21 protein-coding genes are annotated in these 18,613 nt (G+C 70.0%); 8 read left to right on the top strand and 13 right to left on the bottom strand.

The features are described 5' to 3' along the window. Positions 1 to 30: 30 nt before the first annotated feature. The gene (locus tag ABOZ73_RS02665; protein WP_369060492.1) at positions 31 to 819 is read right to left on the bottom strand and encodes an SIMPL domain-containing protein; all 789 of its coding nucleotides are present in this window, start codon (positions 817 to 819) and stop codon (positions 31 to 33) included. Positions 820 to 1,016: 197 nt separating this feature from the next. Between ABOZ73_RS02665 and ABOZ73_RS02660 the strand changes: the two genes are divergently transcribed. From ABOZ73_RS02660 to ABOZ73_RS02650, 3 genes are all read left to right on the top strand, one after another. After that, positions 1,017 to 3,746 (top strand): ATP-dependent DNA helicase, encoded by a 2,730-nt coding sequence (locus ABOZ73_RS02660; protein ID WP_369060491.1) that lies wholly within the window; start codon positions 1,017 to 1,019, stop codon positions 3,744 to 3,746. Continuing rightward, on the top strand, positions 3,743 to 4,939 hold the full coding sequence (locus ABOZ73_RS02655; protein WP_369060490.1) for an MFS transporter: 1,197 nt from the start codon (positions 3,743 to 3,745) through the stop codon (positions 4,937 to 4,939). The genes ABOZ73_RS02660 and ABOZ73_RS02655 overlap by 4 nt, the downstream gene beginning before the upstream one ends. Positions 4,940 to 5,002: 63 nt before the next feature. After that, positions 5,003 to 5,464, top strand: coding sequence for a hypothetical protein (locus tag ABOZ73_RS02650; protein WP_369060488.1), 462 nt, complete (start codon positions 5,003 to 5,005; stop codon positions 5,462 to 5,464). On the opposite strand, the gene ABOZ73_RS02645 is transcribed toward ABOZ73_RS02650, so the two are convergent. The 5 genes from ABOZ73_RS02645 to ABOZ73_RS02625 all read right to left on the bottom strand — a co-directional run bounded on the left by ABOZ73_RS02645 (position 5,461) and on the right by ABOZ73_RS02625 (position 9,983). Then, the gene (locus ABOZ73_RS02645) at positions 5,461 to 5,970 is read right to left on the bottom strand and encodes a DUF3617 domain-containing protein (protein ID WP_369060486.1); all 510 of its coding nucleotides are present in this window, start codon (positions 5,968 to 5,970) and stop codon (positions 5,461 to 5,463) included. The two genes, ABOZ73_RS02650 and ABOZ73_RS02645, sit on opposite strands and share 4 nt — an antisense overlap. Positions 5,971 to 6,069: 99 nt before the next feature. After that, entirely contained in the window at positions 6,070 to 7,005 is a 936-nt protein-coding gene (locus tag ABOZ73_RS02640; protein ID WP_369060485.1) for a prephenate/arogenate dehydrogenase family protein, read from the bottom strand. Then, on the bottom strand, positions 7,002 to 8,117 hold the full coding sequence (gene hisC, locus ABOZ73_RS02635) for a histidinol-phosphate transaminase (RefSeq protein ID WP_369060483.1): 1,116 nt from the start codon (positions 8,115 to 8,117) through the stop codon (positions 7,002 to 7,004). The genes ABOZ73_RS02640 and hisC overlap by 4 nt, the downstream gene beginning before the upstream one ends. 11 nt (positions 8,118 to 8,128) lie before the next feature. Further along, complete coding sequence (locus tag ABOZ73_RS02630) at positions 8,129 to 8,929, bottom strand: chorismate mutase (RefSeq protein WP_369060481.1); 801 nt, start codon at positions 8,927 to 8,929, stop codon at positions 8,129 to 8,131. Between the two features lie 100 nt (positions 8,930 to 9,029). Next, positions 9,030 to 9,983, bottom strand: a complete 954-nt coding sequence (locus ABOZ73_RS02625) for a DUF2125 domain-containing protein (RefSeq protein ID WP_369060479.1) — start codon at positions 9,981 to 9,983, stop codon at positions 9,030 to 9,032. A 94-nt stretch (positions 9,984 to 10,077) separates the two neighbouring features. On the opposite strand from ABOZ73_RS02625, the gene ABOZ73_RS02620 reads away from it, so the two are divergent. Next, positions 10,078 to 10,572: a gamma-glutamylcyclotransferase gene (locus ABOZ73_RS02620; RefSeq protein WP_369062472.1), complete on the top strand. Its 495-nt coding sequence runs from the start codon at positions 10,078 to 10,080 to the stop codon at positions 10,570 to 10,572. On the opposite strand, the gene ABOZ73_RS02615 is transcribed toward ABOZ73_RS02620, so the two are convergent. The 4 genes from ABOZ73_RS02615 to ftsE are packed head-to-tail and all read right to left on the bottom strand — an operon-like array spanning position 10,569 to position 13,549. After that, positions 10,569 to 11,282: a lysophospholipid acyltransferase family protein gene (locus tag ABOZ73_RS02615; protein WP_369060477.1), complete on the bottom strand. Its 714-nt coding sequence runs from the start codon at positions 11,280 to 11,282 to the stop codon at positions 10,569 to 10,571. The two genes, ABOZ73_RS02620 and ABOZ73_RS02615, sit on opposite strands and share 4 nt — an antisense overlap. Positions 11,283 to 11,293: 11 nt before the next feature. After that, positions 11,294 to 11,896, bottom strand: coding sequence for a YdcF family protein (locus ABOZ73_RS02610; RefSeq protein ID WP_369060475.1), 603 nt, complete (start codon positions 11,894 to 11,896; stop codon positions 11,294 to 11,296). Between the two features lie 10 nt (positions 11,897 to 11,906). Beyond that, a complete protein-coding gene (locus ABOZ73_RS02605; protein ID WP_369060473.1) occupies positions 11,907 to 12,803 on the bottom strand; it encodes a cell division protein FtsX in 897 nt (298 codons plus the stop codon). Then, positions 12,800 to 13,549: a cell division ATP-binding protein FtsE gene (gene ftsE, locus ABOZ73_RS02600; protein WP_369060471.1), complete on the bottom strand. Its 750-nt coding sequence runs from the start codon at positions 13,547 to 13,549 to the stop codon at positions 12,800 to 12,802. The genes ABOZ73_RS02605 and ftsE overlap by 4 nt, the downstream gene beginning before the upstream one ends. Here ftsE and ABOZ73_RS02595 point away from each other — a divergent pair. The 3 genes from ABOZ73_RS02595 to ABOZ73_RS02585 are packed head-to-tail and all read left to right on the top strand — an operon-like array spanning position 13,548 to position 14,960. Next, positions 13,548 to 13,892 carry a zinc-ribbon domain-containing protein gene (locus ABOZ73_RS02595; protein ID WP_369060469.1) on the top strand — a complete coding sequence of 115 codons (345 nt, stop codon included), beginning with the start codon at positions 13,548 to 13,550 and terminating at the stop codon, positions 13,890 to 13,892. The two genes, ftsE and ABOZ73_RS02595, sit on opposite strands and share 2 nt — an antisense overlap. After that, positions 13,889 to 14,443: a DUF3426 domain-containing protein gene (locus ABOZ73_RS02590; RefSeq protein ID WP_369060468.1), complete on the top strand. Its 555-nt coding sequence runs from the start codon at positions 13,889 to 13,891 to the stop codon at positions 14,441 to 14,443. The genes ABOZ73_RS02595 and ABOZ73_RS02590 overlap by 4 nt, the downstream gene beginning before the upstream one ends. Next, positions 14,436 to 14,960: a phosphoribosyltransferase gene (locus ABOZ73_RS02585; RefSeq protein WP_369060466.1), complete on the top strand. Its 525-nt coding sequence runs from the start codon at positions 14,436 to 14,438 to the stop codon at positions 14,958 to 14,960. The genes ABOZ73_RS02590 and ABOZ73_RS02585 overlap by 8 nt, the downstream gene beginning before the upstream one ends. Before the next feature lie 50 nt (positions 14,961 to 15,010). Here ABOZ73_RS02585 and lysA read toward each other — a convergent pair whose 3' ends face one another. From lysA to argH, 3 genes are read right to left on the bottom strand one after another with little or no spacing between them, the layout of a single operon-like run. Then, positions 15,011 to 16,282, bottom strand: coding sequence for a diaminopimelate decarboxylase (gene lysA / locus ABOZ73_RS02580; RefSeq protein WP_369060464.1), 1,272 nt, complete (start codon positions 16,280 to 16,282; stop codon positions 15,011 to 15,013). After that, positions 16,279 to 16,548, bottom strand: a complete 270-nt coding sequence (locus tag ABOZ73_RS02575; RefSeq protein ID WP_369060462.1) for a lipoprotein — start codon at positions 16,546 to 16,548, stop codon at positions 16,279 to 16,281. The genes lysA and ABOZ73_RS02575 overlap by 4 nt, the downstream gene beginning before the upstream one ends. Further along, positions 16,545 to 17,963: an argininosuccinate lyase gene (gene argH / locus ABOZ73_RS02570; RefSeq protein ID WP_369060460.1), complete on the bottom strand. Its 1,419-nt coding sequence runs from the start codon at positions 17,961 to 17,963 to the stop codon at positions 16,545 to 16,547. The genes ABOZ73_RS02575 and argH overlap by 4 nt, the downstream gene beginning before the upstream one ends. Between argH and ABOZ73_RS02565 the strand changes: the two genes are divergently transcribed. Next, entirely contained in the window at positions 17,964 to 18,596 is a 633-nt protein-coding gene (locus ABOZ73_RS02565) for a TlpA family protein disulfide reductase (RefSeq protein WP_369060458.1), read from the top strand. The last annotated feature ends 17 nt before the right edge of the window (positions 18,597 to 18,613 follow it).

Raw genomic sequence — 18,613 nt, 5'->3', positions numbered from 1 at the left:
ATTGGGTTTTGGATACGGCCCTCAACCGCATCACGGCTCGATGGAGAAGATGACCGTCACGCGGGCGTTAGCCTCGATGTCGCGGATAGTCAGGGCGGTGGGGGATTCGACCCGCTCCATCACCGGGGGAATGGGCATCGGTGGCGGCGGCGCGTCCATCCTATTGCCGCTGACCATGAGGTCGCGAACATCGAAGCGGCTGTCGCCGTCCTGGATGCGCAGGATCGGTCCGAGCTTCACGGCGGCCGCCTTGGCCAGGACCTCTGCCTCGCGCCGGGCGTCGGCCACGGCGGCGGTCGTCGCCTCGGCTTCCAGCGCGCGGCGGTTCAGCAGTCCGGTCCCGTGCGGGCGGGGCGCCTTGCCGCCCAGTTGCACCACCAGCGACGCGACGTCGCCCAGCTTCGTAGGCGGTTGAAGTCGGGCCTGAAGGGTGGTCGAGGCGATGGCGCCGATCACCGCGCAGTCGCCGGTGTTCATGATCGGCGGAACGATCGGACGGGCGCCGCTGCATGCCGGGCCGCGTGCATCCTGAACGTTCAAGTGGTCGGCGGTCAGTTCGGTGACCTTCAACTCCTTCTGTCCGCGCAAGTTGGCCTCGATCTTCTCCCGGGTGGCGTTCATCGCCTTCAGCGCCTCGGCGGGGGTCTTGCCCTCGCCGGTGACGGTGAAGCCCAGAAGGGCGAATTCCGCAGGTTTGCTCGCCTTGCCCATGCCGGTGACGATGATCATCGGACGATCCGGCGGCGGCACCATCTGAGCGGAGGCGGCGCTGGCGAAGGCCAGGGTCAGGGCGGCGGCGAGCGTGGTTCGGGCGAGCATGATTCAACCTCCGGTTCGCTGCAGACTGGACCATGGATCGCGGCGCGCCAATGACAGACCACCGGTCCCCGTGCGGCGCGACATCGTTCCCGTTCCGTTTCCACCCGGAGCGGTCTAGGAAGACGGGGTGAACGCGCTCGCCCCGAGTTCTTGATCTGGCCCCCGCGCTCGTCGTCCTGCCCGGACCGCGCGGCGGGGTGGCGGATGCGGCGGGGCCGCGCGCCCTGCGCCCGCCAGATGCGCGCGACCTGCTGGAGCAGGGGCCGGTGCTGGTCGCCCACGCGGGCATGACCGCGCGGCGGCTGGGCCTGCATTCGCCCATGCGCTCGGGCCGCATCTTCGACGCGCTGGAGCTCTACGCCTTTGTCCGCCCCGCGCGGTTCTGCGCCCCGTCCGCCGCCGGCCTGGCCCTGGCGCTAGGCCTGCCCGAGCCGAAGGGCGCGGTGGAGCAGGCGCAGGCCCTGCGCAAGGTGTGCGAGCTGCTGCTGGCCGAGATCGCCCAGACCCCCTGGCCGACGCGGGAGGAGGCCCTGGCCCTGGCCGAGACCCTGGCCAAGGGCGGCTGGGCCTGGGGGCCGCCGGTGATCGGGGCGCTGCGCTCCTATCCCGTGGGCAACGCCTTCCGCAGCAGCGGTCTGGATGTCTGGAGCCGCATTCCGGAGTGGGAGGATCAGGCGCCGCTGGGCGAGGCCGGCTCCAAGCCGATCAGCCCCCAGGGCGCCGCCGACCGGCTGGCCTCCCTGCTGCAACGCTCCGGCCTGGACGAGGCCCGGCCCTCCCAGGCCGAGTTCGCGTCCGAGACCGCCTACGCCTTCCAGCCCCGCGACCGCGAGGGCGAGCCGCGCATGATGCTGGCCGAGGCGGGCACCGGGGTCGGCAAGACCCTGGGCTATCTGGCCCCGGCCTCCCTGTGGGCCGAGGCCAACGGCCCGGCGGTGTGGGTCTCCACCTACACCCGCGCCCTGCAGCGGCAGATCGAGCGGGAAAGCGCCTCGATCTTTCCCGACCCGGCGGTGCGGGCCAAGAAGGCCGTGGTCCGCAAGGGGCGCGAGAACTACCTGTGCCTGCTGAACTTCCAGGAGCAGAGCAACGCCGGACAGCTGGGCGGCTCCGACTTGATCGGCATGGGCCTGACCGCCCGCTGGATCCGCGCCAGCCGCGACGGCGACATGACCGGCGGCGATTTCCCGGCCTGGCTGCCGACCCTGTTCGCGGTGCAGCCGTCCATGCAGGCCAGCGCCGCCAACCTGGTCGACCGGCGCGGCGAGTGCGTCCACGCCGGCTGCCAGCACTATCGCGTCTGCTTCGTGGAGAAGGCGGTCCGCGCCTCCCGCCGGGCGGACATCGTCATCGCCAACCACGCCCTGGTCATGACCCAGGCCGCCTTCGACGGCGCGCGCTCGGCCAAGGGGCTGAAGACCGATGTGGAGACGACGACGCTGAAGCGCATCGTCTTCGACGAAGGCCACCACCTGTTCGAGGCCGCCGACAGCGCGTTCTCGTCGGCGCTGTCGGGCGCGGAGTTGGCCGAGCTGCGCCGCTGGATCCGGGGTCCCGAGGGGCGCGGCCGGCGGGGCAGGGGGCTGGAGGCCCGGCTGCTGGACATCCTGGGCGACCGGGAGACCGCGCGGGACGCCCTGCGCGCCGCCCTGCACGCCGCCGCCGCCCTGCCGGGCGAGGGCTGGTCCGGCCGCGTCGCCCCGCCCGACGGCCAGGCGAACCCCATCGGCCCGATCGAGGCCTTCCTGGTCGTGGTGCTGGAACAGCTGCGCGCCCGCGCCACGGCCTCCGATGTTGGCATGGAATGCGCGGCCCGTCCGGCCCTCGACATGGTCCGTCAGACCGCCGCCGAGGCCGCCCGCGCCATCGCGGCCGTCGAGGCGCCGCTGCTGGCCCTCGCCCGGCACCTGGAAGACGTGCTCGACGAGGATACCGACACCCTGCCGACGTCCGAGCGCGCCCGCATCGAAGGGGCGCTGCGCGGCCTGGACCGCCGGGCGCGCATGACCCTGCCGGCCTGGCGCTCCATGCTGAAGGCCATCGACGAGGACAGCGAGGACGACCCCGAGTTCGTCGACTGGTTCGAGGCGACCTTCCTCTATGGCCGGGTGGTCGACGCCGCCTGCCGCCGCCACTGGGTCGACCCCACCCAGCCGCTGCAGGCCGCCGTCCTGTCGCGGGCCCACGGCGTGCTGGTGACCAGCGCCACCCTGACCGATCCCTCGGCCGACGACCCCTTCGCCCTGGCGGAGATGCGCACCGGCGCGGCGCGCCTGCCTGACCCGCCCAAGCTGCTGCGCCTGGCCTCGCCGTTCGACTACGCCAACAACGCCCGCGCCTTCGTGGTGACCGACGTGGGCCGCGACGACCCGCGCCAGGTGTCCGCCGCCATGCGCGAGCTGTTCCTGGCCGCCGGGGGCGGGGGCCTTGGCCTGTTCACCGCCATCCGCCGCCTGAAGGCGGTGCATGAGCGGATCGCCGCGCCCTTGGCCGACAAGGGCCTGGCGCTCTACGCCCAGCACGTCGATCCGCTGGAGGTCGGCGCCCTGGTCGACATCTTCCGCGCCGAGCGGGATGCCTGCCTGCTGGGCACGGACGCCGTTCGGGATGGCGTGGACGTGCCGGGCCGCTCCCTGCGCCTGCTGGTCTTCGACCGCGTGCCGTGGCCGCGCCCCGACCTGCTGCACAAGGCCCGCCGCCAACGATTCGGGGGCAAGAGCTATGACGACGCCACCGCCCGCGCCCGCATCTCCCAGGCCTTTGGCCGCCTGATCCGCCGGGCGGATGACAAGGGCGTGTTCGTCATGCTCGACGCCGCCGCGCCCACCCGCCTGTTCGCCAGCCTGCCCGAAGGGGTGGAGATCCAGCGCGTCAGCCTGGTCGAGGCCATCGAGGCGACCGCCGAGTTCCTCAAGGAAGATCAGTGAGCGAGGGCTTCACCCGCGGCTCGCCGGAATACCGCCGAGTGTCCATCGCCCTGTTCGCCGCCGGCTTCGCCACTTTCGCGCTGCTCTACTGCGTCCAGCCGCTGATGCCGCTGTTCGCGGACGGCTTTGGCCTGAACCCCGCCGACAGCTCTTTCGCCCTATCCCTGTCCACCGCCGCTCTGGCGGTCTCGTTGCTGGCGGCGGGGGCGATCGCGGACCGGGTGGGGCGCAAGACGCTGATGACCGTCTCGTTGTTCGCCTCGGCGGCCTTGACCCTGATCGCCGCCCTCGCGCCGAACTGGCCGAGCCTGCTGGTCGCGCGAACCTTGCTGGGGATCGCCCTGGCCGGCGTCCCCGCCATCGCCATGACCTATCTGGCGGAGGAGGCGAAGGCCGAGGCTCTGGGTTCGATCATGGGCCTCTATGTCGGCGGCACGGCCGTGGGCGGCATGAGCGGGCGGCTGCTCAGCGGCCTGCTGGCCGACTTCACCGGCGACTGGCGCATGGCCGTCGGCGGCGTGGGCCTGGCCGGGCTGGCCGCCGCGGTGGTGTTCGTGAAGCTTCTGCCGCCGTCACGACGGTTCAGGGCGCGCGCCGACCTGACCGTGCGCCAGCAGGTGCGCGACTACGCCGCCAGCCTGCGCACGCCAGGGCTGCCGTGGCTTCTGGTCTGCGGCTTCTGCCTGATGGGCGGGTTCGTGACGCTCTACAACTATGTGGGTTTCCGCCTGCTGGGCGCGCCGTTCCACCTCAGTCACGCCGCTGTGGCCTCGATTTTCCTGGTTTATCTAGCGGGCGTGCCGGCCTCGCCGCTGTTCGGCTCCCTGGGCGGCAAGCTGGGGCGAGGGTTGGTCCTGGCGGCGGCGGCGATGCTGATCGCGGCTGGCGCGGCCCTGACCCTGAGCGCCAACGTGGCCCTGACCGTGCTGGGCGTGGCGCTGGTGACGGCGGGCTTCTTCGGCGGTCACGCCCTGGCGTCTGGCTGGGTCGGGCGGCTGGCGGGACCCGCCAAGGCGCAGGCCGCCTCGCTGTACCTGCTGTTCTACTATCTGGGCTCCAGCATCGTCGGGTCGAGCGGCGGCCACGTCTTCTCCGCCATCGGCTGGGGCGGGCTGGTGGCGCTGGTCGCGGGGCTCGCGGGGCTGGTCCTGACGGCGGCCTGGCGGCTTGATGTGACAGAACGACGACTGTGACGCTTTCTCCAATCCCCGGAACGGTTTACCCAAGCCGCGGGGGCGCGTTAGGAGAAGCGCAGCGTGGTCAAATTCTGGGGCCTCGGCCTGATCGTCCTGCTGTCGGCAGCGGCGGCGCGTGCCGACGAGTTCGTCCGCGCGGACTGCCGCAGCCTGGTCTCGGCCAGCGACGGGCTCAGCTATGAGCGGCCGGAGCATCCCATCTGGTATCGGCGGTTCTGGACGGGGGAGTGCGGCGGGCTTCCGCTTTATCGCTGCAAGCCAGGCTCGCCCAACTGGAACGACGTCGCCAGCCAGATGATGGCCCGCGCCGCGCCCGCCGCCCGCAACGCCGTTCGTATCAAGGCCTGCAAGCTGGGCCAGGTGATCGGTTACGAGTGGGCGCGCGACAAGCCGATCCGCCGCATCGACACCGCCGCCCTCAAGGATCTGCTCAAGCTGCTGAACGAGACGCAGGACGTCTCCGCCGGCCTGGATCGCGTCGATCGGCGGGTGAAGGAGCTGATGGGCCGCCCGCGCGCCTAGTCCAGGACCTTCATGTCGCCCGCCGGCAGGTCGGCGGGGCAGGCGGCGGCGACCCATTTGCTGGTCATTCGCAGGGTCGAGGTGTCGGCCGGCTGATCCTTCGGCGTGATGGTCATGTTCAGGTCGCCCGAGGCGGACGTGTCGCTGATGCGATAATTCATGTCGATCTGCATGCGGATGTCGTTCTGCGTGCAGTCCGACGTCAGGCGCACGCCGCCGGGATAGGTCTTGACCGTCGGCCTGCAGGCCGGATTTTCCGGCATGTCCTCGGGTCCGACCAGCAGGCCGTCGTCGCCGATGCAGGCCTGGGAGCGGACGGGCTCGTCGTCACCCGTGACATTCGATTCCCACAGACCGGGACGGACCTTGATGCGGCCCAGGGCGGTCAACTCGGGCGTCTTGCCGCCTTCCACCGCGGCGGCCTCGCTCGTCTCGGTCTTCTCGGCGCTCTTTCCGCAGCCGGCGAGGACGACGAGGCTGGCGGAGAGGATCAGGAACTTGCGCATGGGAAAACGGCCTTAAGCGGAGCGGAGCCGTGCTGATAGGCGGCGGCGCGACGAACGCCACAACGGTGCGACGAACGGCGCGGCGGGCGCGACGAAGCGTCAGTGCTTGCCGCGATCCCGACCGAAGTTGGACTCGGCGCTGTCCTGACCCATGTCGATGATGCCACGGCGGATGGCGCGGGTGCGGGTGAACAGCTCGTGCAGCTTGTCGCCTTCGCCCCAGCGGATCGCGCGGGACAGGGCCTGAAGGTCCTCGGTGAACCGGCCCAGCATCTCCAGCACCGCGTCCTTGTTGGTCAGGAAGATGTCCCGCCACATGGTCGGATCGGACGCGGCGATGCGGGTGAAATCCCGGAAGCCCGAGGCCGAGTAGCGCATCACCTCGCTCTCGGTGACCTCTTCCAGATCGGCCGCGGTGCCGACGATGTTGTAGGCGATCAGGTGCGGCAGGTGGCTGGTGACGGCCAGCACCAGATCGTGGTGCTTTTCCTCCATCAGCTCGACCTGCGACCCCAGGCTGCGCCAGAAGGCGGCCAGCTTGCCCACCGCGTCGAGGTAGGGCGCGTCCTCGCGCTCCTGCGGGGTCAGGATGGTCCAGCGGCCCTTGAACAGTTCGGCGAAGCCGGCGGCGGGGCCGGAATGCTCTGTGCCGGCGATGGGGTGGCCGGGAATGACGAAGACGCTGTCGTCGGTGCGGGCGCGCAGGGCCTCGCTGACGGCGGCCTTGACCGAGCCCACGTCGCTGATGGTCGCGCCGGGCTTGTAGGCGCCGACGGCCGCCTCGGCCGCATCGGCGATGGCCAGGACCGGGGTGGCGAAGATCACCAGGTCGGCGTCGGTGACCGCCTCGCGGATATCGCCGGTGACGTGCTCGGCCAGCTTCAGCTCGACGATGGTCTGGCGGGCGGCCTCGCTGGCGTCGGCGATGACGATCTCGCCGACCACGCCCGCTTCACGCGCGGCGAGGGCGACGGACGAGCCGATCAGACCGCAGCCGATGATCGCCAGACGCGGGTACAGGATCGGCGTGGTCATCGATCCGCGCCCATGAACTGGGCCAGCAGGTCGGCGACCGCGCGGTTGTGCTCCTCAAGCCCGATGGTCAGGCGCAGGCAGTCGGTCAGGCCGTAGCTGGCGACGGAACGCAGGATGTAGCCCTTGGACGACAGGAAGGCGTCGGCGTCCTTGGCCGTCTTTCCGGGCGTGGCGGGGAAGCTGATAAGGATGAAATTGGTGGCCGAAGGGCCGACTTCCAGCCCGATGCCGCCCAGCTGCTGGGTCAGCCAATCGCGCCACTGCTCCACATGCGCGATGGAGCGCTGCTGGAAATCGTCGTCGGCCAGGGCCGCGATGGCCGCTTCCTGAGCGGGGATCGAGGTGTTGAACGGCGGACGGATGCGGTCCATCGCGTCGATCATCTCCGCCGTTCCATAACCCCAGCCCACGCGCAGGGCCGCCAGGCCGTGCAGCTTGGAGAAGGTGTGGGTGACGATGATGTTGCGCGAGGTCCGCGCCAGCTCATGGCCGCACTCGAAGTCGGGCGAGCGGGCGAATTCGGAATAGGCCTCGTCCAGCACCAGCAGCACGCTGGCCGGCAGGGCGGCGTGCAGGCGGCGTACTTCCTCGCCGGATATCCAGGTGCCGGTCGGATTGCCGGGATTGGCGACGAAGACCAGGCGGGTGCGCTCGTCCACCAGCTCCAACACCGCGTCCACGTCCATGCGGTGGTTCGGCTCACGCGCCATGCGGACTTCCGCCTGGGCGGCGCGGATGGCGATGGGATAGGCGGCGAACCCGTGCTCGCCCATCACCGCGTTGTCGCCCGGCTCCAGATAGGTCTGGCACAGCAGGGTGAACAGCTCGTCCGAGCCGTCGCCGAAGATCAGACGCTCGGGCTCCAGGCCGTACTTGCCGGCGATGGCGGCGCGCAGTCCCTCGGCCCGGCTGTCGGGATAGATGTGCAGGCGATCGGCGCCGGCCACGTAGGCCTCGCGCGCCGCCGGGCTGCAGCCCAGGACGTTCTCGTTGGACGACAGTTTGACCGGATGCGCGACGCCTTCGACCTTGGACTTGCCGCCCACATAGGCGGCGATTTCCAGGACGCCCGGCTTGGGGATCGGGCGGTCGGCGGCGGATCGGTCAGTCATGGTCCGGCTTACTACACGTCGAAGGAAAGCGGCGCAGCACCGATTACGCCGGTCAGGCCGCCGGGGGCACGGGCCAGGCGGTCATCCTGCGGCTGGTAGAAGCCCGACAGGGAGAACAGCTTCAGACCGCCGGCGTCGGCCACCAGTTCAGCGGCCACGCCATCCTGCGCCAGCCTGTCGGTCACGGCCTGGGCCGAGCCGGGGGCGTCGGTGACCCAGAAGGTCTCGTCCTCGCCGGTCGGTTCGACGTTCACCTCGGCCGCGGCCAGGGCGCCGGTCGGCCCCCAGGCGGACAGGCAGGGCAGGGCGGCGAACACCTTCACCTTGGGCTCGGCCAGCAGGCGGCCCCACCAGGGCGTTTCGGAATTCAGCGCCAGGATGGCGACCCCGCCGGGCGTGCGGGCGGCGGCGATGGCGTCCTCGGCCTTGGCGGCCTGCGCCAGGCGCGGCGCGGCGCCGAAGCGCAGGCGGGCCAGTTCGACGGTGCGGGCCGGTTCGCGGCCGCCGAAGACCGACAGATGGAAGGGCCCTTGGCGGGACAGGCTTTCGGCCATGATCTCGCGCCAGATGCGCAGGACCAGGCCGTTGCTGGCGGCCTCGCGCGGCTTGGCCAGCAGGCTGCGGACGATCTGGGCTTCACGGTCGGGGCGCAGGCCGAAACGGCCCGCTTCCCCCGCCGCCGCCTTGGCGGTCGCCACGGCGCGGGCCAGGCCGGCGCGCTCGTCGATCAGCTTGAGCAGTTCAGCGTCGATGGCGTCGAGCCGCCATCGGACCTCTTCGAGCGAGGGCGCGTCGCTGGGCGCGTTGTCCATTTCATTCCCCAAAATCGAGGAGCGGAACATAGTCTTTGCGCGGCGGGGCGCAACCGCGCTCTTCAGCGCAAGGAAATTGCGTCGGTCGGCGCAGCGCGTCTCAGTATATGCGCGGCGCCTTGCCCATGGTTTGACCAGACAGTCGGGTTTCGCCGTTCTCGAACTTGAAGGTCGAGCCGATCAGGCCGCCCGTCGCGCCCTGGGCGCCGAGCGCGGCGTCGATGCGGCCGACCATGACGCCGTCCGGACCCACGCCCAGCAGGCCAGACTGGCTGTTCAGGCCGCCGTCCTTGGTGCTGATCTCGGCCCGGCGCACGGTGACCTGACCGCCGGCGGCCGCCCAGCGCTGCACCGCCTCGCGCCAGCCGTGGCCGTTCAGGGCGCTGAACTTGCTGAACACCACGTCGGCCAGCAGAGTCGCGGGCTCGTCCTGAGCGACCCGGTCCAGGACCTGATCGTCGAACTTCACGCGGGCGCCCTCGACCTTCAGCATGAAGGCGGCCTGGTCGTCGGGGCCGGGACGCAGATGAATCTCCAGCTTGCCGGCCGAGCGGATCGGATAGTCCTCGGCTCCGGCGCCCGGCGAGAATGTCAGGCCGACGCCCTCGACAGAGATTCGCGGCGGGGCGCCTTCGGGGCCGGCGATGCTGGCGCGCAGGGCTTCGCCCGTGATGGTCACCGAACCGCCGAGCGGCCGGGTCAGCATGGCGCCCTGCGGCGCGGTCCCGACCCAGTGGCGCAGGTTGAACACCTCCGCCTCGCCCTTGAGGATCGGCGCGGACAGGCCCCAGCCGGACGGCTCGGTGATGCGGAGGTTGTCGAACTCGACATCCAGGCGGAACGGGTAGCCGCCGATCTTGCGGTTGGCCCAGGCGATGTCATAGCCGACCGTCCGCAGACGCGCCGTTTCAGCGTCCACGCGCCGTTCCGCCTCGCCGCGCAGCCAGACCCAGACCACCGACCAGACGATGATCGCGATCAGCAGAACCACATAGGGAGCGATCAGCAGAAGCCGACGGGGTTTACGGGCGGGGATCGGATCGGGCAGGGTCATTTTAAAGGGCGCCGAGCATCGGGAGTTGAAATTGGGCGATGACGTAGCGGCCGCTTCGAGCGGCGACCGCTGGGTGTTCGGTTATGGATCGCTGATGTGGCGGCCCGGGTTCCAGTATCTAGAACGCAAAACGGCTGTGCTCCATGGCCGACGACGCGCATTCTGCATCTATTCGGTCCACCACAGGGGCACTTATGAGCGTCCAGGTCTAGTCCTGGGGCTCGCGCCAGGCGGCGCGGTGCGCGGCGTGGCCTATCGGGTGGCCGCCGCGGAGTGGCCTGAGACCTACGCCTATCTGCGCGAACGTGAGCAGCCGACCGAGACCTATGTCGAGGCCTGGCGCGAGGCGCGGATCAATGGCGGGCGGCGCGAGCCGGTGCTGGTCTTCCTGTCCGACAAGGGCCACCCTCAATGGGCGGGGGCGCTGACCGACGAGCAGCAGGCCGACCTGATCGCCGGCGCCAAGGGGCTGTCCGGCCGCAACATCGACTATCTGCGCGATCTGGTGATCCACCTGCGCGAGGAAGGCGTGCGCGACCAAGGCATGGAAGGCCTGCTCGCCATGGTCGAGGCGCGGGAGGCGGCCTAGACGCTCTCGGCCACCAGGGCGTTGGAGGCGGCGTCGATCCGCGTCTGCATCTCGCGCATGAACTCGCCGCGCTTCAGCCCGGCCGGGATCGGCGGCAGATATTCGAACACGATGGTCCCCGGGTGGATCTTGAAGCCCTTGCGCGGCCAGTGGACGCCGGTGTTCAGGGCCAGCAGGCTGCAGGGCAGCTCCAGCTCACGATAGAGCGCGGCGACGCCGGGCTTGTACTCGGTCGGCTCGCCAGGATCGGAGCGGGTGCCTTCGGGGAAGATCACCAGCTGGCGGTCTTCCGTCATGCGGTTGCGGGCGTCGCGCACCAGCTTCTTCAGCGCGGTCGAATGGCCGCTGCGATCGACCACGATCATCCGATCCCGGGCCGCGTACCAGCCGAAGAACGGGATCAGCATCAGCTCCTTCTTCAGGATGAAGCAGGCGTCCGGCAGGACCGGCAGCTGGCCGAAGATGTCGAACATCCCCTGGTGCTTGGCGGCGATCAGGGCCGGGCCGGTGGGTCGATGCTCCAGGCCGCGAACCTCGACCCGCACGCCGCAGATCGTCCGCAGCAGCCAGGTGACCGCGCCGCCCCAGATCCGCAGGGCGCGCGCCAGCACGCGGCGCGGCATGGGCAGCAGCGGGATCATGATCAGGCAGGTCAGCGCCGACATCAGATAGAAGACGGCGAGGAAGAACAGCGAGCGCAGCAAAATCAAAAGCCTGGTTCCTAGCCCTTGCGTTCCTGGTCCGGCCCGAGCTTGAGGAAGGCCTCGCGTCCCAGGATCGCCAGATACTTGCAGTACTCGAACGCCATACGCTTGGCGCCGCCGGCCGTCTTCCACCAACTGCGGGCGTCAACGGCGTCGGTCTTGATGGGATAGGCGTGGAACTCCGCCTCCGGCATCGCCGAGCGCAGTTCGATCATGGCGCGGGGCATGTGATAGTCGGCGGTGACCACGATCACGCTCTTGTAGCCCAGGTTGCGGGCCCACTCGGCCGTTTCGCGGCCGTTGCCGACCGTGTCGGCGGCGGTGAATCCCAGGTCGACGCAGCAGTCATAGAGGCCCTTGGTGGCGCCGGTGACGTCCTGGATGTCTGCGCGGGTGGCCTCGCGGTTGACGCCGCTGACCAGCAGGCGGTCGCCCTTGCCTTCCTCGAGCAGGCGCATGCCTTCCTCTAGCCGGGCGTTGGAGGCGCCGGTCAGGACGACGATGCCCTCCGAGGTGGGCGGGATCTGGGCGGGAGTCGACATGTCGATCCTGGCCACGAAGGTGAGCAAGCCCACGCCCCAGATCATCAGGGCGATGAGGAGAGCCGCGATAGTCTTCATGTCTTGTCGATCACCCTGCCAGTTCGCCGGTCAGCCGGATCGCGACCCCGCGCGCGGCCAGGGCCGCGGTCAGGGCTGCGATGGCGGGGCACGGCAGGAGCCAGGCCAGGTCGCTCCAGACGAGCGGCAGCACAGGCGCCAGGCCCGCGCCCCCACCGGCGAGCCTTAGTCCGGCGCCGATCATGGCCGCGCCCGCTGCGCCGAACAAGCCCGCGACCGCCGCCATGCGTGCGAAACGCGCCTGGAACAGCCGCGCGATGAACGGAGCCTTGGCCCCGGACAGGTGCAGAACCTCGATCACGTCACGCCGCGCGGCCAGTCCGGCGCGGGTGGCGAAGGCGATGGTGGCCGCCGCGGCGGCGGCGATCAGGACGAACACGCCGATGGCGGCCCAGCGGATCAGGGCGGCGGAGCGCTCGATGTCGCCGATCCAGCGGCTATGGTCATCGACGCTGGCGTCGAGGCCGGCGGCCTGCAACGCGGAGTCCAGCGACTGGGCGGACGCGGGCGTTTCCGGATCCAGCGCGACGGTGACGAGGCGCGGGACGGGCAGGTCCTCCAGCAGCGCCTCGCGGCCGATCCACGGCTCCAGCAATTCCTCGGCGTCGGCCTTGGCCAAGGCGCGCGCTTCGGTGACGCCCTTCAGTCCAGCCAGGGTCTCGGCGGCGCGGGCGGCGGCGGCGTCGGGCGACTCCGCGCCCTTCGGACGCACGACGATGGTGGCTGATCCCGTCAACTGTCGCGACCAGCCGCGCGCGCCACGGTCGGCGGCGATGGCGGTCAGGGCGGTCAGGCAGGCCAGCAGGCACAGCACCGCGACCACGAAGGTCAGGGCGAAGTCCCGCTCATCGCGCTTGGGCAGCAGCGGGCCGGGACGCCAGCGGCGAATGTCGAAGCCGTCGCTCACTGCTCGCCTCCGCGATTGCCGATGGACGCGCTGGGCGGCGCCAGCAGACGGCCGCGCTCCAGCCGCAGGACCGACTTGCGGGCGTGGGCCACCAGGTCGTCGTCGTGGCTGGCGATCAGCACGGTGGTGCCCATGCGGTTCAGTTCGACGAACAGTCGCAGGATGCGCAGGGCCATCTCGTGATCGACATTGCCGGTCGGCTCGTCGGCCAGCAGCAGGTCGGGACGGTTCACGACCGCGCGGGCGATGCCCAGGCGCTGCTTCTCGCCGCCGGACAGGGTGGCGGGCAGGGCGTGCATCCGGTTCTCCAGCCCGACCCAGGCCAGCAGCTCGGCGATGTCGTTGCGATAGCTGTCCGGCTTACGGCCGGCGATGCGCAGGGGCAGGGCGACATTGTCGAACACCGACAGGTGCTCGAGCATGCGGAATTCCTGGAACACCACCCCGATGCGCCGACGCATCATCGGCTGGTCGGCGGCGCTCACGGTCGAGACGTCGCGACCGAACAGCTCCACCCGCCCGCGCGAGGCGCGATGGGCCAGGTAGATCAGCTTCAGCAGGCTGCTCTTGCCGGCGCCGGACGGGCCGGTGAGGAAGTGGAACGAGCCGGCGGGCAGGGCGAAGGCGATATCCTTCAGCGTCTCGGGCGCGCGGCCATAGCGCATCGCCACGCCTTCGAAACGCACGACGTCCGGCGTCGCGGCGAGACCGGAATACTCAGAATGTACAAACGGTTTTCTGGACATGGAGACCGAAATCGGCGACCTCGTTGGGACAAGCGGGAGCGTCCGATTCTGCGCCATGATACTGACCTGCCCCAAGTGCGCCAGCCGCTATTTGGTGCCCGACGACAAGGTCGGGCAGGAAGGTCGCGCTGTCCGTTGCGCCAAGTGCGGAAACAAGTGGACCGCTTTCAACGACGAGCCCGCCGCTGCTGATCCGCCCGAGCCTTCCGTCTTCGCCGATGTCGAACCGGCGACCGATGACGATATCGAAGCCGAACTGAACGAGATCAGCAGCGGCCCGTCCGACGCCCCCCGGCGGCTTTCCCGCCACGTCCCGATCCGAGGCGCAAGGCCCGCCGCATGACGGCCGTGGGCATCGTCTGGGCGGTCACAGGCGGCCTGATGATCCTGGCCATGGTGATGGCCGTGGTGTTCCGCGCCGGCGTCGTCCACGCCGTGCCGCGCACCGCCGGCATCTACGACATGCTCGGCATGCCGGTGAACAATGTCGGCCTGGTCATCGAGGAACTGAAGGCCAAGCCGTCGATGGAGGACGGCCACGCCGCCGTCACCGTGACCGGCGTCATCCGCAACATCCGCACCGAGGCGGTCACCACGCCGCCGCTGCAGGTCGCGCTCTACAACCCGCAGGGCAAGCGCGTGGCGGGCAAGCTGGCCTCCGCCCCCGACGCCGTCATCCCGGCGGGGCAGACCCGCCACTTCGCGGTCGTGATCCTGGATCCGCCGTCCACGGCGCGTGATCTGGAAATCCGCTTCAACCTGGAAGGCGCGGTCGCCGCCCATGCCCCGGTCGCGCCCGACGAAAGCCATGCGGCGACGCCGGCCTTGCGCGGGGCCAAGACCGGAGGGCATGACGAACCGGAAGCTCACGCCCAGAAGGCCTCGCATGACTGATACGCCCGTCGAACTGCTGTCCGAGGCCGAGATCGCCGCCCGCGTCGACGCCCTCGCCGAGCAGATCGCCCCGCGTGTCGACGAGGATACGGTGGCCGTCTGCCTGCTGACCGGCGGCATCTGGTTCGCCGCCGACCTGACCCGGGCCCTGGGCCGCCGCGGCAAGTATGTGCGGTTCGACGCCCTATGGCTGGCGTCCTATCACGACGCGCACCAATCCTCCGGCCGCTGCCAGGTGCGCGCCGACCTGCAACGCCCGCTGGTGGGCCGCAAGGCGCTGGTGCTGGACGATGTGTTCGACACCGGCCTGTCGCTCAGCGAGGCGGTGCGTCTGGTGCGCGACGCCGGCGCCAGCGAGGTGATCTCCGCCGTCTTCGCCCGCAAGCCCTGGCCGAAGGAACGCGCCATCCAGCCCGACTTCGTCGCCTGGGAGGCGCCGGCCCGCTTCCTGGTCGGCTACGGCATGGACAATCAGGGCGTCATGCGCGGCCTGCCGTACATCGGCGCGCTGGATTAGGTGCGTTAGCTAGATCCTCCCCCAGAGGGGGAGGATTTAACAACCCAACCCTAAACCCACTCCGCCGACATTTCCCGCGCCAGCATCTCGTCATAGGTCGGGCGGGCGCGGATCACGGCGAACCTGTCGCCGTCCACCAGCACTTCGGGCACCAGCGGGCGGGTGTTGTACTCGCTGGCCATGGTCGAGCCGTAGGCGCCGGCCGACATGAAGGCCACCAGGTCGCCGCCGGCCAGGATCGGCAGGGGGCGGTCGCGGGTGAAGGTGTCTCCAGTCTCGCAGACCGGACCCACCACGTCATAGACGGCCGTCTCCGACCCGCGCGGCTTCACCGGGCGGATGTCGTGATAGGCGTCGTACATGGCCGGACGGATCAGGTCGTTCATGGCCGCGTCGAGGACCAGGAAGCGGCGGCCTTCCGGACGCTCGTGGACGTGGATCACCTCGGCCACCAGCACGCCGGCGTTGGCGGCGATGACGCGGCCCGGCTCGAAGGCCAGCTGCACGCCCAGGCCGTCGACCACGCGGGCCACCATGGCGGCGAAGTCGGCGGGCGTGGGCGGTTCGGGCTGGTTGAAATAGGGCACGCCCAGGCCGCCGCCCAGGTCCAGGCGCTCGACCGTCAGGCCTTCGGCCCGCAGGCTTTCGACCAGGCCGCGCATCTTGCGGAAGGCCGCTTCCATCGGGGCGAGGTCGGTGATCTGGCTGCCGATGTGGCAGGCGACGCCGACGGGTTCCAGATGGGCGTGGTTCGAGGCGTTGGCGTACAGGCGCGCGGCCTCGGCGAACGAGACGCCGAACTTGTTCTCCGCCTTGCCGGTGGAGATCTTGGCGTGGCCGCCGGCCGAGACGTCCGGGTTCACGCGGAAGGCGATCTTGGCCTTCACGCCGAGTTCGGCGGCGACCTCGGCGATCAGCTTCACCTCGGGCTCGGACTCGACGTTGATCTCCGCGACGCCGGTGGTCAGGGCGAAGGCGATCTCCTGGCGGGTTTTGCCGACGCCGGAGAAGACGATCTTGTCTGGGGCGACGCCGGCCGCCAGGGCGCGGCGGACTTCGCCTTCCGACACCGTGTCGGCGCCGGCGCCTTCCGCCGCCAGGACCTTCAAGACCTGGACGTTGGAGTTGGCCTTGACCGCATAGGCGACCAGCGGCTCGCCGATCTGCGGATGGCTGCGCAGGGCGTCGCGGAAGACGTTGAAGTGCCGGCGCAGGGTCGCCGCCGAATAGACATAGACCGGCGTGCCGACGCTTGCGGCGATGCGCGACAGCGGGACGCCCTCACAGTGGAGTTCGCCGTCGCGGAGTTCGAAGTGGTTCATTTAGGACGGGAGCCGAACGGGTCGTTGATGCCGGGAAGTTGGGTCTCGCCCACCGGGCGGTTGGCGGTGGCCGGGTCCATCTGTTCGCGCGTGGTCTTCGGCGCGGACGGCTGGTTGGCCTCGGACGAGGACTTGCTCGCGTCATAGCGCGCCTTGGCGGCGGCGCCCCACATCGGGGCCGGGCGCTCCAGCGGACCCTGCTTGCCGCAACCGGCCAGCGCCACGGTTCCGGCGGCGAGGGCGAGGATCATGAGGCTGCGGTTCATGCGAGAATCTCCTTCCAGCGCGCGATCTGCGCACGGACCTGGGTGGGGGCGGTTCCGCCATAGCTTACGCGGCTGGCGACCGAAGCGGCAGGGGTGAGAACGGAATAGACGCCCTCGTTGATCCCCGCGTTCAGCGTCTGCAGCTCGGCCAGCGGCAGGTCCGGCAGATCGCAGCCCAGCTCCTCGCAGCGCTTCACCGCCGCGCCGGTCACATGGTGGGCGTCGCGGAAGGGCAGGCCCAGCTCGCGAACCAGCCAGTCGGCCAGGTCGGTGGCGGTGGAGAAGCCCGCGCCGGCGGCGGCGGCCATGCGCTCCTGGTTCGGGGTCAGGTCGGACACCATGCCGGCCATGGCCAGCAGGCTCAGCTCCAGGGCGTCGAAGGCCTCGAAGGTCGGGACCTTGTCTTCCTGCATGTCCTTGGAATAGGCCAGCGGCAGGCCCTTCATCACCACGGTCAGGGTGGTCAGCGAGCCCAGGATGCGGCCGACCTTGGCGCGGATCAGCTCGGCGGCGTCCGGGTTCTTCTTCTGCGGCATGATCGAGCTGCCGGTGGTGAAGGCGTCGGTCAGCTTGATGAAGCCGAACTGCGGCGTCATCCAGATCACGATCTCTTCAGCCAGGCGCGACAGGTGCGTGGCGCAGATCGAGGCGGCCGACAGGGCTTCCAGCGCGAAGTCACGCGACGACACGCTGTCCAGCGAGTTCGCCGTCGGCCGGTCGAAGCCCAGCGTCCCCGCCGTCTGGTGGCGATCGATGGGAAAGGGGGAGCCGGCGAGAGCGGCGGCGCCCAGCGGGCACTCGTTCATCCGCGCCCGGGCGTCCTTGAAGCGCGAGGCGTCGCGGCCGAACATCTCCACATAGGCCATAAGGTGATGGCCGAAGGTCACCGGCTGGGCCGGCTGCAGGTGGGTGAAGCCCGGCATCAGGGTTTCGGCGTGCGCCTCGGCGGTCGTCAGCAGGGCGCGTTGCAGCGCCTCGATCTGGGCGGCCGACCGCTCGCAGGCGCCGCGCACCCACAGGCGGAAGTCGACGGCCACCTGGTCGTTGCGCGAACGGGCGGTGTGCAGCCGGCCGGCGGTCGCGCCGATCAGCTCGCGCAGCCGCGCCTCGATGTTCATGTGGATGTCTTCGTATTCGTCGCGGAACGGGAAGGTCCCGGCCTCGATCTCGCCCTCGATGGCGTCGAGGCCCTTCAGGATCTCGTTTGCATCTTCGCTTGTAATCACGCCCTTGCTGGACAACATCGCCGCGTGGGCGCGAGAGCCCGCCAGATCCTGCGCCCAGAGGCGCTTGTCGAATCCGATGGAGACGTTGATCGCCTGCATCAGTTCGGCCGGTTTGGCGGAGAATCGACCGCCCCACATGGCTTGGCCCTCGGCCTTATTGGAGGGCGCATTGGAGGCGTTGTCGGTCATATGAGCGAAGTCCAGGCGGAAAAACCCAAGCCCGACTACCTGAAGTGGGCCATTCGGGGCGTCGCCCTGATCGGCGTCGCGGCGGTTCTATACGTCATTGCGATGTCCGCGTTCAAACCCAATGCGGGCCAAGGCGGGCTGACGAACCTTTCCGACCTGAAGCGGGCCAGCCTTTCCAAGCTCGAAGTCCCCAAGGAGCCGCGCGCCGCGCCGGTCGCCGGCTTCACGGACGCCGACGGAAAACCCCTGACCATCGCGGACTTCAAGGGGCAGGTCGTGGTGGTGAACCTGTGGGCCACCTGGTGCGCGCCCTGCAAGAAGGAGATGCCCACCCTGGCCAAGCTGCAGGCGGCCTACGCCACCCAGCCGGTGCAGGTGCTGGCGGTCAGCGTTGATCGCGACGACGACCTGAACCTGGCCAAGGCCGACATCGCCGCCGTGCCGCCCCTGAAGCTCTATCGCGATCCGGGCTACAAGCTGGCTTTCGGCCTGACGCCGCGCGCCGAAGGCTTCCCCACCACCCTGATCTTCGACAAGCAGGGGCGTGAGCGGGCGCGCCTGGCGGGTGAGGCCGACTGGAACAGCCCTGAGGCGAGGGAACTCGTCGAACGGTTGATCCGCGAGAAAAGCTGACCCCATCCAGCCGGTTT

It is taken from the genome of Caulobacter sp. 73W (genome assembly GCF_041021955.1).
GTDB lineage: Bacteria > Pseudomonadota > Alphaproteobacteria > Caulobacterales > Caulobacteraceae > Caulobacter.
Note: the sequence above shows the minus strand (reverse complement) of the source record. Positions and strands in the feature narration are given on the sequence as shown.